Annotated in this window: 15 protein-coding genes; 14 read left to right on the top strand and 1 reads right to left on the bottom strand. The window is 70.4% G+C overall.

Annotated elements, in window-relative coordinates:
• Positions 1 to 3 precede the first annotated feature (3 nt).
• From BM362_RS24675 to hypB, 14 genes are read left to right on the top strand one after another with little or no spacing between them, the layout of a single operon-like run.
• Positions 4 to 705, top strand: coding sequence for a D-sedoheptulose-7-phosphate isomerase (locus BM362_RS24675; RefSeq protein WP_093574793.1), 702 nt, complete (start codon positions 4 to 6; stop codon positions 703 to 705).
• Complete coding sequence (locus BM362_RS24670) at positions 702 to 1,751, top strand: NADH-quinone oxidoreductase subunit B family protein (protein WP_093574702.1); 1,050 nt, start codon at positions 702 to 704, stop codon at positions 1,749 to 1,751. The genes BM362_RS24675 and BM362_RS24670 overlap by 4 nt, the downstream gene beginning before the upstream one ends.
• A 10-nt stretch (positions 1,752 to 1,761) precedes the next feature.
• Positions 1,762 to 3,552 carry a nickel-dependent hydrogenase large subunit gene (locus BM362_RS24665; protein WP_093574701.1) on the top strand — a complete coding sequence of 597 codons (1,791 nt, stop codon included), beginning with the start codon at positions 1,762 to 1,764 and terminating at the stop codon, positions 3,550 to 3,552.
• On the top strand, positions 3,549 to 4,079 hold the full coding sequence (locus BM362_RS24660) for a NifU family protein (RefSeq protein ID WP_093574700.1): 531 nt from the start codon (positions 3,549 to 3,551) through the stop codon (positions 4,077 to 4,079). The genes BM362_RS24665 and BM362_RS24660 overlap by 4 nt, the downstream gene beginning before the upstream one ends.
• Complete coding sequence (locus BM362_RS24655; RefSeq protein ID WP_093574699.1) at positions 4,076 to 4,690, top strand: DUF5947 family protein; 615 nt, start codon at positions 4,076 to 4,078, stop codon at positions 4,688 to 4,690. Before BM362_RS24660 ends, BM362_RS24655 begins: the two co-directional genes overlap by 4 nt.
• On the top strand, positions 4,683 to 5,321 hold the full coding sequence (locus tag BM362_RS24650; RefSeq protein WP_093574698.1) for a DUF6084 family protein: 639 nt from the start codon (positions 4,683 to 4,685) through the stop codon (positions 5,319 to 5,321). Before BM362_RS24655 ends, BM362_RS24650 begins: the two co-directional genes overlap by 8 nt.
• Positions 5,318 to 6,640: a hypothetical protein gene (locus BM362_RS24645; RefSeq protein ID WP_093574697.1), complete on the top strand. Its 1,323-nt coding sequence runs from the start codon at positions 5,318 to 5,320 to the stop codon at positions 6,638 to 6,640. The genes BM362_RS24650 and BM362_RS24645 overlap by 4 nt, the downstream gene beginning before the upstream one ends.
• Complete coding sequence (locus BM362_RS24640; RefSeq protein WP_093574696.1) at positions 6,637 to 7,131, top strand: hydrogenase maturation protease; 495 nt, start codon at positions 6,637 to 6,639, stop codon at positions 7,129 to 7,131. The genes BM362_RS24645 and BM362_RS24640 overlap by 4 nt, the downstream gene beginning before the upstream one ends.
• A 2-nt stretch (positions 7,132 to 7,133) precedes the next feature.
• Positions 7,134 to 7,241 carry a DUF6893 family small protein gene (locus BM362_RS50665; protein WP_425285727.1) on the top strand — a complete coding sequence of 36 codons (108 nt, stop codon included), beginning with the start codon at positions 7,134 to 7,136 and terminating at the stop codon, positions 7,239 to 7,241.
• A gap of 2 nt (positions 7,242 to 7,243) precedes the next feature.
• Positions 7,244 to 7,516: a HypC/HybG/HupF family hydrogenase formation chaperone gene (locus tag BM362_RS24635; RefSeq protein WP_093574695.1), complete on the top strand. Its 273-nt coding sequence runs from the start codon at positions 7,244 to 7,246 to the stop codon at positions 7,514 to 7,516.
• Between the two features lie 10 nt (positions 7,517 to 7,526).
• Positions 7,527 to 8,654, top strand: coding sequence for a hydrogenase formation protein HypD (hypD, locus tag BM362_RS24630; RefSeq protein ID WP_093574694.1), 1,128 nt, complete (start codon positions 7,527 to 7,529; stop codon positions 8,652 to 8,654).
• Positions 8,651 to 9,727, top strand: coding sequence for a hydrogenase expression/formation protein HypE (gene hypE / locus BM362_RS24625; RefSeq protein WP_093574693.1), 1,077 nt, complete (start codon positions 8,651 to 8,653; stop codon positions 9,725 to 9,727). Before hypD ends, hypE begins: the two co-directional genes overlap by 4 nt.
• The gene (locus tag BM362_RS24620) at positions 9,727 to 10,065 is read left to right on the top strand and encodes a hydrogenase maturation nickel metallochaperone HypA/HybF (RefSeq protein WP_093574692.1); all 339 of its coding nucleotides are present in this window, start codon (positions 9,727 to 9,729) and stop codon (positions 10,063 to 10,065) included. The genes hypE and BM362_RS24620 overlap by 1 nt, the downstream gene beginning before the upstream one ends.
• Positions 10,058 to 10,765 carry a hydrogenase nickel incorporation protein HypB gene (hypB, locus tag BM362_RS24615; protein WP_093574691.1) on the top strand — a complete coding sequence of 236 codons (708 nt, stop codon included), beginning with the start codon at positions 10,058 to 10,060 and terminating at the stop codon, positions 10,763 to 10,765. Before BM362_RS24620 ends, hypB begins: the two co-directional genes overlap by 8 nt.
• Here the strand turns inward: hypB and hypF are convergent.
• A complete protein-coding gene (gene hypF / locus BM362_RS24610) occupies positions 10,695 to 12,956 on the bottom strand; it encodes a carbamoyltransferase HypF (protein ID WP_244287272.1) in 2,262 nt (753 codons plus the stop codon). The two genes, hypB and hypF, sit on opposite strands and share 71 nt — an antisense overlap.
• Between the last annotated feature and the right edge of the window lie 204 nt (positions 12,957 to 13,160).

The raw sequence follows: 13,160 nt of genomic DNA, 5'->3' as shown, positions 1-13,160 counted from the left end.
GCCATGCCGCGGGAATCGGTTCCCGTGGGCGCGAACGGACTCGGGGAACTCTATCCGTTCCTGTACCGGGAAACCGGCGACCTCAAGGCCGTCCTCACCCAGGTTGAACAGTCCACAGCGGACAAAGCAAGGGAGATCGTCGCACTGCGCCGCGAAGTGCTGGCGCGAGACGGCGACCGGCTGGCCGCGTGCGCGGCCGACCTCGCCCGTGCCTTCTCCGGCGGCGGGCGGCTGCTCGCGTTCGGCAACGGCGGCAGTTCGACCGACGCGCAGGAGCTGGCGAGCCTGTTCCTCGCGCCGGAGCCCTCCCCCGCGCTGCCCGGACCGCGCCCGTTGCCCGCGTTCTGCCTGACCAACGACATCGCCGTGGTGACCGCGCTGAGCAACGACATCGGGTTCGACGTCGTGTTCGCCCGCCAGGTCGCCGCCTTCGGCCGGGCCGGGGACGTCGTGGTCGGGCTGTCCACGAGCGGCAACTCCGCCAACCTGCTGGCCGCCTTCGACGAGGCGGCCCGGCTCGGCATGGTCACCGTCGGCATCGCCGGCTACGACGGCGGGAAGATGGCCGAACTCGACTCGATCGGCCACCTGTTCGTCGTGCCCTCGCCCTCGGTGCACCGCGTCCAGGAAGCACAGACCACCCTTTACCACGCGCTGTGGGAGCTGACCCTGCACGCGCTCGACGACCTCGAGGTGCGGCCGTGACCCAAGCCTGGGAAGACCAGAAACCCATCCATGTCTTGTGGATCAACGCGGGACTGTCGTGTGACGGAGACTCCGTCGCGCTGACCGCGGCCACCCAGCCCAGCATCGAGGAGATCGTGCTCGGCGCGCTGCCGGGGCTGCCGAAGATCGCCGTGCACTGGCCGCTGATCGACTTCGAGTGCGGCCCGGACAAGGGCGCGGACACCTTCATCGAATGGTTCTATAAGGCCGATCGCGGCGAACTGGAACCGTTCGTGCTGGTGGTCGAGGGCTCGATCCCGAACGAGGCGATCAAGTCCGAGGGCTACTGGTGCGGCTTCGGGAACAACCCGGAGACCGGCCAGCCGATGACGACCAGCGAATGGCTGGACCGGCTGGCGCCCAAGGCGCTGGCCGTGCTCGCGGTCGGCACCTGCGCCACTTACGGCGGCATCCACGCGATGCAGGGCAATCCGACCGGCGCGATGGGCGTGCCCGATTACCTCGGCTGGGACTGGAAGTCCGGCGCGGGCATCCCGATCGTGTGCGTGCCCGGCTGCCCCACGCACCCGGACAACCTGTCCGAGACCATCACCTACCTGCTCTACCAGGCCGCGGGGCAGGCGCCGATGATCCCGCTGGACGACCACCTGCGGCCTCGCTGGCTGTTCGGCAACACCGTGCACGAGGGCTGCGATCGCGGCGGCTACTACGAGCAGGGCGAGTTCGCCGACGCCTACGATTCGCCGAAGTGCCTGGTCAAGCTCGGCTGCTGGGGCCCGGTGGTGAAGTGCAACGTGCCCAAGCGCGGCTGGATCAACGGGGTCGGCGGCTGCCCGAACGTCGGCGGCATCTGCATCGGCTGCACGATGCCCGGGTTCCCGGACAAGTTCATGCCGTTCATGGACGAACCGCCCGGCGCGCACGTCTCGTCGCTGGCCAGCGGCGCGTACGGCTCGGTGATCCGCAAGCTGCGCCACATCACCGAACGCAAGGCCGATGCCGAGCCCAAGTGGCGGCACAAGGGCGAAAAGCTCGAAACCGGCTACCACTCTTCCTGGCGGTGAAAGGGATCCGATGACACAGACCCGGCCCAAGAGCGGCGCCAAGGCCAAGACCGACCTGGTCGAGATGGCGTGGGATCCGATCACCCGGATCGTGGGCAGCCTCGGCATCTACACGAAGATCGACTGGGCCGCCAAGAAGGTGGTCGAGTGCCACAGCACGTCGTCGGTCTTCCGCGGCTACAGCATCTTCATGAAGGGCAAGGACCCGCGCGACGCGCACTTCATCACCAGCCGCATCTGCGGGATCTGCGGCGACAACCACGCGACCTGCTCGGTGTACGCGCAGAACATGGCCTACGGGGTGCGGCCGCCGCATCTCGGCGAGTGGATCATCAACCTCGGCGAGGCCGCGGAATACATGTTCGACCACAACATCTTCCAGGAGAACCTGGTCGGGGTCGACTACTGCGAGAAGATGGTCGCCGAGACCAATCCCGGGGTGCTCGAACAGGCCAACCGCACCGAGGCTCCGCACGCGGCCGAGCACGGCTACCGCACCATCGGCGACATCATGCGCTCGCTCAACCCGCTGGAGGGCGAGTTCTACCGCGAAGCGCTGCAAGTCAGCCGCAGCACGCGCGAGATGTTCTGCCTGATGGAGGGCAGGCACGTGCATCCGTCCACTTTGTACCCGGGCGGCGTCGGCACGGTCGCGACGGTGCAGCTGTTCACCGATTACCTGAGCCGGCTGATGCGCTACGTCGAGTTCATGAAGCGCTGCCTGCCGATGCACGACGACCTGTTCGACTTCTTCTACGAGGCCATTCCCGGCTACGAGGAGGTCGGCAGGCGGCGGATCCTGCTCGGCTGCTGGGGCAGTCTCAACGATCCGGAGCACTGCGACTTCACCTACCGGAACATGGAGTCCTGGGGCCGGAAGATGTTCGTCACGCCCGGTGTGGTGGTCGACGGCAAGCTCGTCACCACCAGCCTGCTGGACATCAACCTGGGCATCCGCATCCTGCTCGGCTCCTCGTTCTACGAGGACTGGGAGGGCATGGACAAGTTCGTCACGCACGATCCGCTCGGCAATCCGGTGGACTCCCGGCACCCGTGGAACCAGCACACCATCCCGCGGCCGGCGAAACGCGATTTCGACGGCAAGTACTCCTGGACGATGTCGCCGCGCTGGTTCGACGGCACCGACCACCTCGCGCTCGACACCGGCGGCGGCCCGATCGCCCGGCTGTGGACCACCGCGCTGGCCGGACTGGTGGACACCCCCTACGTCAAGTCCACCGGGCACAGCGTGGTGATCAACCTGCCGCGCACCGCGACCAAACCCGAGGTCAGCTTCGAGTGGAAGATCCCCCAGTGGAGCAACGCGCTGGAGCGCAACCGGGCGCGCACGTACTTCCAGGCCTACGCCGCCGGGCTCGCGCTGCACTTCGCCGAGCAGGCGCTGACCGAGGTGCGCCAGGGCCGCACCAAGACGTGGGAAAAGTTCGAGGTACCCGACGACGGCGTGTCCTGCGGCTTCACCGAAGCGGTGCGCGGCGTGCTGTCGCACCACATGGTGATCAGGGGCGGCAAGATCGCGAACTACCACCCGTATCCGCCGACGCCGTGGAACGGCAGCGTCCGGGATTCCTTCGGCACGCCCGGCCCGTACGAGGACGCGGTGCAGAACACGCCGATCTTCGAGGAGAACACCCAGGAGAACTTCAAGGGCATCGACATCATGCGCGCCGTCCGCAGCTTCGACCCCTGCCTGCCGTGCGGCGTGCACATGTACACCGGCAAGGGAAAGGTGCTGGAACGGCTGCACACCCCGCACGCGTTCGGCGGGGAACTGGGATGACCGACGTCGCCGCGACGAGCGAGCGGATCGACCGGCTGCTCGGCGAGCTTTCCGGCACCGGCCCGGAGGCCGCCGCGCTCGCCGAGGAGCTGGTCCACACCCTGCTGGAGTTCTACGGCGCCGGCCTCGCGCGGATCGTCGAGAGCGCGGGCCAGGACCTGGTGGCGAAACTGGCCGAGGACGAGCACGTGGCCGGTCTGCTGGTGTTGCACGACCTGCACCCGCGATCCACCGCGCAGCGCGTGGACGAAGCACTGGAATCGGTGCGGCCCTATCTCGGCTCGCACGCCGGAGACGTCGAACTGCTCGGCATCGACCCCGACGGCGTGCTCCGGCTCGCGTTGCGCGGCAGCTGCGACGGCTGCCCGTCCTCGACCGTGACGGCGAAGAACGCGATCGAGCAAGCGGTCCGGGCCGCCGCGCCGGAGCTGACCGGCGTCGTGGTCGAAGGCGCCGTGCCGGAACAGACCGGGCCCGGCGGACGGCCGCTGCTCCCGGTCGTGGACTGCCCAGCGGAGACCGGATGACCAGCGGACTGCGCAGATTCCGCACGCTCGCCCCGCGGCCCGCACCGGGCGAGCGGTGCGAACTGTGCGCGGAACCGGTCGGTGCCGGGCACGGGCACGTCATCGATCTGCAGACCCGGCAGATCCTGTGCTCCTGCCGCGGCTGCTATCTGCTGTTCGCCCCGCAGGGGTCGGGCGGGCGGCGGCATCGTGCGGTGCCGCAACGAATCCGGCACCGCCCGAAGTTCCCCGCCGGGGCCGCGCTCTGGGAGTCCGCCGGAATCCCGGTGCGCACCGCGTTCCTGTTCTACAACTCGGTCGAGCAGCGGCCGGTCGGGTTCTACCCCAGCCCGGCCGGTGCCACCGAATCGCTGCTGCCGCTGGATGCGTGGAACGACCTGCTCGCCGCCGAACCCGCCTTCGCCCCGATCGAACCGGACGTCGAGGCGCTGCTGATCACCCGCGACGACACCGGATACGAGGCGTTCCTGGCCCCGATCGACGCCTGCTACGAACTGGTCGGGCTGGTCCGGTCGCGCTGGCGGGGCTTCGACGGCGGCAGCGAGGCGCACCAGGCGATGGCGGAGTTCTTCGCGGCCCTGCGCGCCCGGGCGGAGGCAGCGGATGACTGAGCTGACCTTCGACTGCCTGCCGCCCCGCGCGCTGCGGTACGCGGCCTCGCCGACCCTTGCCTTCCCGCTGCGCATCACGGAGCTGACCGGAACGCGCGTGCACGCCGTGGCGTTGCGGGTGCAGTTGCGGATCGAACCGCAGCGGAGGAGGTACTCCCCCGATGAAGCCGAACTGCTGGAGCACCTGTTCGGCGACCAGTCCCGCTGGGGCGAGACCCTGAAGCCCTTCCAGTTCGCCACGGTGTCCGCGGTGGTGCCGAGCTTCGGCGGCAGCACCGAGTTCGGGCTCGACGTGCCGTGCAGTTACGACCTCGAAGTGGCCGCGGGCAAGTACTTCCACGGCCTCGCCGACGGCGTGGTGCCGCTCGTGTTGCTGTTCAGCGGCACGGTGTTCGGGAAGAGCGAGTCCGGTTTCCGGATCGAGCAGGTGCCGTGGCACACCCAGGCGGAATGCCGGATGCCGGTCGCGGTGTGGGACGAGCTGATGGCGCTCTATTTCCCGCAGGAGACCTGGATCAAGCTGCACCGCCACACCGTCGACGCCCTGCTCCGGTTCAAAGCCCGCCGCGCCATTCCCACTTGGGACGCCGCGATGCAGCAGCTTCTCGAACACGCCGAGGCCCCGTCGTGACCGGCCCGCTGGCGCAGGCACGGGCGGTCGGCGACGCCGTGCTGTACGAGGGTTACCTCCTCTACCCCTACCGCGCCTCGGCCGGGAAGAACCGCATCCGCTGGCAGTGGGGCGTACTCATGCCGTCGTCGTTCGCCGCCCGCTCCGACGGCGAATACGCGACCGCGCGGACGGAATTCCTGTTCGAGCCGCGTTCGCACGCGGTGCTCCACTTCGAACTGCGGTTCCTCCAGCACCAGAAACGGCTCGTGCTCGCCGGAGAAGAGGTCGTCGAAGCGGCCACTGTGGACGGTGTCGGCTACACGACCTGGGACGAGGCCGTGGAACGCGAGGTGCGGTTCGTCGTGCCCGCCGCCGAACTGCTCGCCCAGCCGGTGCGGCTGCCGTTCACCGTTCCGGGCGAACAGTCGAGCGAGGAGATCGGCGGCGGCTGCGCGCTGGTCCGGCAGTCGCGCGAGCTGACCGGCGTGCTCACCGCGAACCTGACCGCGCTGGCGGGCCCGTTCGGCGGCGCCCGGCTGCGGCTGGAACTGGCCAACACCGGCACCTGGGACACCGACGACACCGAGCGTGCCGACGCACTCGCGGGTGCGCTGCTGGCCGCGCACGTGATCGTGTCGGCCGCCGACGGGCATTTCCTGTCCATGCTGGACCCGCCGCAGTGGGCCGCGCCCGCCGTCGAATCCTGTGTCAACGAACGGCTTTGGCCGGTGCTGGTCGGCGGCGCCAGCCGGGCCGAGGTGGTACTCGCCTCGCCGATCATCCTGTACGACGATCCGGCGATCGCGCCGGAGAGCGCGGGCGCCCTGTTCGACGGCACCGAGATCGACGAGATCCTCACGCTGCGGACGATGGCGCTCACCGAGGACGAGAAGCGCGCGGCCCGCGCGACCGATCCCCGGGCCGCGGCGCTGGTCGACCGGGTGGACGGGCTGCCGCCGGAACTGCTGGACCGGCTGCACGGCACGGTCCGCTACCTGCGGTCGGTCACCGGCGAACCGGAACCGGACGTGCCCTGGTGGGACCCCGGCGCGGACGCGTCGGTCTCGCCGGAGACCGACGCGGTCGTCGTCGCCGGGGAACGCGTCGCGGCCGGTTCGGCGGTGCGGCTGCGCCCGTCGCTGCGCGGATCCGACGCCCAGGACATGTTCCTCGCCGGCCGGGTCGCCACCGTCCGCGCCGTCCTGTCCGATGTGGACGGAACGACGCACGTGGCGGTCACCCTCGACGACGACCCGGCACAGGACCTGCAGACCGCGCACGGCCGGTTCCGCTACTTCTCGCCGGACGAACTGGAACCGCTGGGGGCGACGCCGTGAAGGCCCGGGTGCTGGTGGCCGGAATCGGGAACGTCTTCCTCGGCGACGACGGTTTCGGGGTCGAGGTCGTGCGCCGGCTCGCCGCCGAGCAGCTGCCCGGATGGGTTCAGGTCGCCGACTACGGCATCGCGGGCCTGCACCTGGCCTACGAACTGCTCGGCGGCTACGACGCCACCATCCTCGTCGACGCGACTCCGCACGGCCGCCCGCCCGGGACGCTCTCGCTGATCGAAGCGGACGTCGACGAACTCGCCGGGGCACCGGAAATCGACGCCCACGGCATGCGCCCGGAGGCGGTGTTCCGGCTGCTCCGGCTGCTCGGCGGGGACGCCGGACGCGTACTGGTCGTGGGCGTCGAGCCCGCCCGGGTCGACGAGGGCATCGGGCTGAGCCCCGAGGTCGAAGCCGCCGTGCCCGCCGCGGTGCGCACCGTGACCCGGCTGGCCTGGGGCGCCCGGCCAGCCGAAACCGCACTCGAATCGGAGGTTTGACCATGATGGTGCGTGTGCTCCTGTTGCTGGTGTTCCTCGGCGCGGTCGCCTGGGCGGCCCGGCAGATGGAACCGGACGTCCGCCGCTACCTCGACATGAGCCGGATGTAGCCGTGTGCCTCGGGATTCCGGGCGAAGTCATCGAGATCAGCGAGGAGCGACCGGACCTCGCGAAAGTCGCGGTGAGCGGGGTGAAGCGGACCATCAACATCGGGCTCCTCGCCGACGACCCGCCCGTGCCGGGCGAATGGATCCTCATCCACGTGGGCTTCGCGCTGTCCAAGATCGACGAGCAGGAGGCGGCCGCCGCACTGGAGTTCCTGGAAAGCATCGGCAAGGCCTACGAGGACGAAATGGCCGCGCTGCTCGAATCGCGCATCGAATAAGGGGCACCCCATGCGTTTCGTCGACGAATTCCGCGACGCGGAGAAAGCCCGCGCACTGTCGGCCAAGATCACCGCGCTGTGCGAACCCGGCAGGCAGTACAAGATCATGGAGGTGTGCGGCGGGCACACGCACACCATCTACAAGCACGGGCTGGAGGACTACCTGCCCGAATGCATCACCCTGGTGCACGGGCCCGGCTGCCCGGTGTGCGTCATCCCGATGGGCCGCATCGACGACGCCATCCACATCGCCCGCCGTCCCGGGGTGCTGATGACCTCCTTCGGCGACATGATGCGGGTGCCCGGCTCCGGCGGGAACTTCTTCGACTCCAACGCCGAGGGCACGAACATCCGGATGGTGTACTCGCCACTGGACTCGCTGAAGATCGCCCGGCAGAACCCGCGGCTGCGGGTGGTGTTCATGGCGATCGGGTTCGAGACCACCTCGCCCTCGACCGCGATGACCCTGCTGCGGGCGAAGGCCGAGGGGCTGACGAACTTTTCGGTGTTCTGCAACCACGTCACCATCGTCCCGGCGATCAAGGCGATCCTGGACTCGCCGGACCTGCGCCTCGACGGGTTCCTCGGCCCAGGTCACGTCTCGACCGTGATCGGCTGCCGGCCGTATGAGTTCATCGCGCGCGACTACGGCAAACCGGTCGTGGTGGCCGGGTTCGAGCCGCTGGACATCCTCCAGTCGGTGTACCTGCTGATGCGGCAGCTGGCACAGGGCCGCGCGGAGGTGGAGAACCAGTACGCGCGCGTGGTTCCCTGGGACGGCAACCCGGTGGCGCTGGACGCGATCACCCGCACCATGCAGCTGCGGCCCTATTTCGAATGGCGAGGGCTCGGGTTCATCTCGCATTCGGCGATGCGGCTGCGCGACGAGTTCGCCGCCTACGACGCCGAGCGGATCTTCGAGGTGCCCGGGGTGCGGGTCGCCGACCCGAAGGCCTGCCAGTGCGGCGAAGTACTCAAGGGCGTGCTGAAACCGTGGGAGTGCAAGGTGTTCGGCACGGCCTGCACGCCGGAGACGCCGATCGGCACCTGCATGGTCTCGCCCGAGGGCGCGTGCGCCGCCTACTACAACTTCGGCCGGTTCAGCAGGCAGCGAGTCCGGGAGGCGAGCCGCGCATGACCACGACCGAACGCGAGCAGCAGGTGCTCGACCGGATCGAACGCGCGCGCCGCCGCCGCGCGAAGGTCCGCGAGGAGCGCATCACGCTTTCCCACGGCGCGGGCGGGAAGGCCACGCATACGCTGATCGAGGCCGTCTTCCTCGACGCGTTCCGCAACCCGCTGCTGGAACCGCTCGAAGACGCGGCGGAATTCACGGTGGACGGCGCGCGGCTTGCGCTGACTACCGACTCGTTCGTGGTGTCGCCGCTGTTCTTCCCCGGCGGCGACATCGGCGACCTCGCGGTCAACGGCACCGTCAACGACCTCGCGGTCTCGGGCGCGCGGCCGCTGTACCTCACCGCCGGGTTCATCCTGGAGGAAGGGTTCGAGGTCGCGAAGCTGCAGCGGATCGTCGCCTCGATGAAGGCCGCCGCCGAGGCGGCCGGCGTCCAGATCGTCACCGGGGACACCAAAGTGGTGCAGCGCGGCAAGGCCGACGGGGTCTACATCAACACCGCCGGAGTGGGCGCGACGATCCGGCCCGGCCTCGGCGTCGCCACCGTGCGGCCTGGCGATGCCGTGCTGGTCAGCGGGCCGATCGGCGACCACGGCGTGACGATCATGCTCGCCCGCGGCGAACTCGATCTCGACGCGGACCTGGTGTCGGACACCGCGCCGCTGGGCGATCTCGTGGCCGGGCTGCTCGCCGCCGTCCCCGGGGTGCGGGCGATGCGCGACGCGACCCGCGGCGGAGTGGCGACCATCCTCAACGAGATAGCGAAGGACGCCGAGGTCGCCGTGGTCGTGGACGAGAAGGCGGTCCCGGTGCGCACCGAGGTCCGCGGCGCCGCCGAACTGCTCGGCATCGACCCGTTGTACATCGCCTGCGAAGGCAGGCTGGTCCTGGTCGTCGAAGGCGGGCAGGCCGACGACGCGCTGGCCGCGCTGCGGGCGCGTCCGCTCGGCGCGGACGCCGCGGTGATCGGCCGGGTCGCCGCGGATCCGCCCGGGATGGTGCTGCTCAACACCGTCTTCGGCGGTACCCGGATCGTGGACCTGCTGGTCGGCGACCCGCTGCCGAGGATCTGCTGATGCACGAAATGGCGATCACCCAGAGCGTTGTCGACGCGGTCGTCGACCGGCTGGGCGACGCCCGGGTGTGCCGGGTCCGGCTGGAGATCGGGCGGCTGTCCGGCGTGGTGCCCGACAGCGTCCGGTTCTGCTTCGACGTGCTGTGCGCCGGCACGTCCCTGGACGGCGCGGAACTGGACATCGACGAACCGCCCGGCCGGGCCCGCTGCCGCAGCTGCGGCGGCGAATTCGGCCTGGACGACCCCATTCTGCTGTGCCCGTGCGGCAGCGCCGACGCCGAGGTGCTGGCCGGACGGGAACTGCGCATCATGTCCGTGGAGGTGGCTTCCCATGTGTGACACCTGCGGGTGTTCCGGCGATGCTGTGGTGCATCACGAGGGACACACCCACACCGTGCCGCTCGAACAGGACCTGCTGGCCAAGAACGACCATCTGGCCGGGCACAACCGCGCCCGGCTGCGCGAGCAGGACGTGTTCGCGCTCAACCTGATGAGTTCGCCCGGCGCGGGCAAGACGACGTTGCTGGAGCGCACGATCCGGGATCTGGGCGGCGAACTGCCGTTCGCCGTGGTGGAAGGCGACCAGGAAACCCTGCTGGACGCCGACCGGATCAAGCAGACCGGCGCGCCGGTGGTCCAGGTCAACACCGGCGCCGGCTGTCATCTCGACGCCGCGATGCTGGACCGGGCCCTCGTCGCGCTCGCGCCGCCCTCCGGCGCGGTGCTCGTGGTGGAGAACGTCGGGAACCTCGTCTGCCCGGCGCTGTTCGACCTCGGCGAGGCCGCCCGCGCGGTGATCCTCTCGGTGACCGAGGGGCCCGGCAAACCGCTGAAGTACCCGCACATGTTCGCCTCCGCCGACCTCGTCCTGCTGAACAAGGTCGATCTGCTGTCCTATGTGGACTTCGACGTCGCGGAGTTCCGCCACGACCTCTCGCACGTCCGGCCGGACGCACTGGTGCTGGAGATCAGCGCGACTCGCGGGGACGGTCTCGGGCCGTGGTACGACTGGCTGCGACGGCGACCTGGCCGAGGCTGATCCCGCCGTCGTTGGCCGGGATCCGGGAATGGGTGAGCACCCGCAGCCCCGCCGCCGCCAGCGCGGCGCAGGTCCGGTCGAGCAGCAGCACGTTCTGGAAGACGCCGCCCGACAGCGCGACGGTGCCGATTCCGGTCCGCTCGCGCAGCCGCACGCACGTTCCGGCGACCGCGTCGGCGAGGCCCTGATGGAATCGCGCGGCGATCACCGCCGGATCGGCACCCGCCCGGAGGTCCTCGGCCACGGCGCGCACCAGGTCCGAAACCGACAGCTGGACCGGATATCCGCCGAACTCCATCGGGTAGCCGCCGCGCTCGCCCGGATCGGCCAGCTGCTCCAGTTCGATCGCGGCCTGCCCCTCGTAACTGCTCGTGTCGCGCACGCCGAGCAGGGCGGCGACCGCGTCGAACAACCGGCCCGCGCTGGAGGTGGCCGGAGCCAGGCCGCTGTCCGCCAGCCGGACGACCGCGTCCCACTGCGCGGCGTGCCGCTCCCGCAGCGCGGGCGCCGAGACGCCGGCCGCGGCGAGGTGCGCGGCGGCCATCCGCCACGGCTGCCGGATCGCCGTCGCGCCACCGGGCATCGGCACCGGTGCGAGATGCCCGGCGCGCCGGAACCCGGCGAGGTCCGCGACCAGGAACTCGCCGCCCCAGATCGTGCCGTCCGGGCCGAAGCCGGTGCCGTCGAACGCCACGCCCAGCACCGGGCCGTCCTCGCCGTTGTCCGCGAGGCAGGAGGCGATGTGCGCGTGGTGGTGCTGCACCCCGACCAGCTCGACCCCGTCCAGTTCGAGCGCGTACTTCGTGGACAGGTACTCCGGGTGCAGATCGTGCGCGACCACGGTGGGCCGCACGTCGAACAGGCCGCGGTAGTGCTCGATCCCCTCGGCGAACGCGGTGAGCGTTTCGTAGTTCTCCAGATCGCCGATGTGGTGGGACACGAACGCGTGGTCGGCTTTGGCCAGGCAGAACGTGTTCTTCAGCTCCGCGCCGACGCCCAGTACGTGCACCGGTGCCGGGCGGTGCAGCCGTACCGGCTCCGGCGCGTAGCCGCGGGAACGCCGCTGCACCTGCTCGCGCCCGCGGCAGACCTGGACCACCGAATCGTCGGTGCGGACGTGGATGTCCCGGTCGTGGGTCAGGAACGCGTCGGCGATCGCGCCGAGCCGCGCGAACGCGTCCGCGTCCTGGTAAACGATCGGCTCGTCGGACACGTTCGCGCTGGTCAGCACGATCGGCACGGCCAGTTCCGCAAGGAGCAGATGATGCAGCGGCGTGTACGGCAGCAGCAGCCCGATCCGCCGGTTGCCGGGCGCCACCGACGGCGCCAGCACCGTGCCGGACTTCCGGGGCACCAGCACGATCGGCCGTCTGCGCCCGCACAGCAGCTCTTCGGCGGCACCGTCCACTTCGGCCAGTTCCCGCGCCGACCGCAGATCCGGGACCATGACGGCGAACGGTTTCTCCGCACGGTGCTTGCGCCCGCGCAGCGCACTGGCCGCGCCCTCGTCGGAAGCGACGACTGCCAGGTGGTAACCGCCGAGCCCCTTGACCGCCAGCACCGCGCCCGCGCGCAGCGCAGCCGCGGCAGCCGTCAGCGGGTCTCCCCCGCCCGCGGAAAAGCGCAGGCTCGGCCCGCAGCCCGGGCAGCAGACCGGCTGTGCGTGGAACCTGCGGTCGGCCGGGTCCTCGTATTCGGCCCGGCATTCGGCGCACATCGGGAACCCGGCCATGGTGGTCCGCGGCCGGTCGTAGGGCACCCCGCGCACGATGGTGAACCGCGGCCCGCAGTTCGTGCAGTTCACGAACGGGTAGCGGTATCTGCGGTCGCCGGGGTCGAACAGTTCCCGCAAGCAGTCCGGGCACGTGGCGCTGTCCGCGGACACCAGCGTCTCAGCGCTGCCTCCGGCCGGGCTCGCCACGATCTCGAACCCGCTCCCGCCGCGGGGCGGAGCGGCTTCCACCCGGACGTCGTCGACCACTGCCAGCGGAGGCGCCTGCGCACGCAGCGCCGCCACGAATTCCGCTACCCCGGACTCGTCCCCCTCGGCCTCGGCGAACACGCCTGCCGCGTCGTTGCCGACGAACCCGGCAAGCCCGAACCGTTGCGCGAGACCGTGCACGAACGGCCGGTATCCGACCCCCTGCACCACCCCGCGCACCCGGACGGACACTCGCGTGCGCGCATTCACGCTCACGATTGTCCTCCGCGTCGTCGATGTTGCCCAGTGCTCGGCCGCCGCGGTTGGCCCGTACGTCCCTGCACCTCCGGCGAGCACAGCGCCCGCCGGGTCCGTTTCCGCCGAAAGCGAGGCCCTCGCGTGTCCACCAGACCGTCGCGATCCACCGCGGACGGTGCCGCCCCGCGGCGCCGGGCCCTCAGCCGCCGCGACCGG

Source organism: Amycolatopsis rubida, assembly GCF_900115345.1.
GTDB classification, from domain to species: domain Bacteria; phylum Actinomycetota; class Actinomycetes; order Mycobacteriales; family Pseudonocardiaceae; genus Amycolatopsis; species Amycolatopsis rubida.
This window is presented reverse-complemented; position numbering and strand designations above follow the sequence as displayed.

Bases quoted from the DNA above. Each gene is read 5' to 3' on its own strand.
- BM362_RS24675 (WP_093574793.1), top strand. From the start codon at position 4: ATGCCGCGGGAATCGGTTCCCGTGGGCGCGAACGGACTCGGGGAACTC.
- BM362_RS24665 (WP_093574701.1), top strand. From the start codon at position 1,762: ATGACACAGACCCGGCCCAAGAGCGGCGCCAAGGCCAAGACCGACCTG.
- BM362_RS24660 (WP_093574700.1), top strand. From the start codon at position 3,549: ATGACCGACGTCGCCGCGACGAGCGAGCGGATCGACCGGCTGCTCGGC.
- BM362_RS24655 (WP_093574699.1), top strand. From the start codon at position 4,076: ATGACCAGCGGACTGCGCAGATTCCGCACGCTCGCCCCGCGGCCCGCA.
- BM362_RS24650 (WP_093574698.1), top strand. From the start codon at position 4,683: ATGACTGAGCTGACCTTCGACTGCCTGCCGCCCCGCGCGCTGCGGTAC.
- BM362_RS50665 (WP_425285727.1), top strand. From the start codon at position 7,134: ATGATGGTGCGTGTGCTCCTGTTGCTGGTGTTCCTCGGCGCGGTCGCC.
- hypD (WP_093574694.1), top strand. From the start codon at position 7,527: ATGCGTTTCGTCGACGAATTCCGCGACGCGGAGAAAGCCCGCGCACTG.
- hypE (WP_093574693.1), top strand. From the start codon at position 8,651: ATGACCACGACCGAACGCGAGCAGCAGGTGCTCGACCGGATCGAACGC.
- BM362_RS24620 (WP_093574692.1), top strand. From the start codon at position 9,727: ATGCACGAAATGGCGATCACCCAGAGCGTTGTCGACGCGGTCGTCGAC.
- hypB (WP_093574691.1), top strand. From the start codon at position 10,058: ATGTGTGACACCTGCGGGTGTTCCGGCGATGCTGTGGTGCATCACGAG.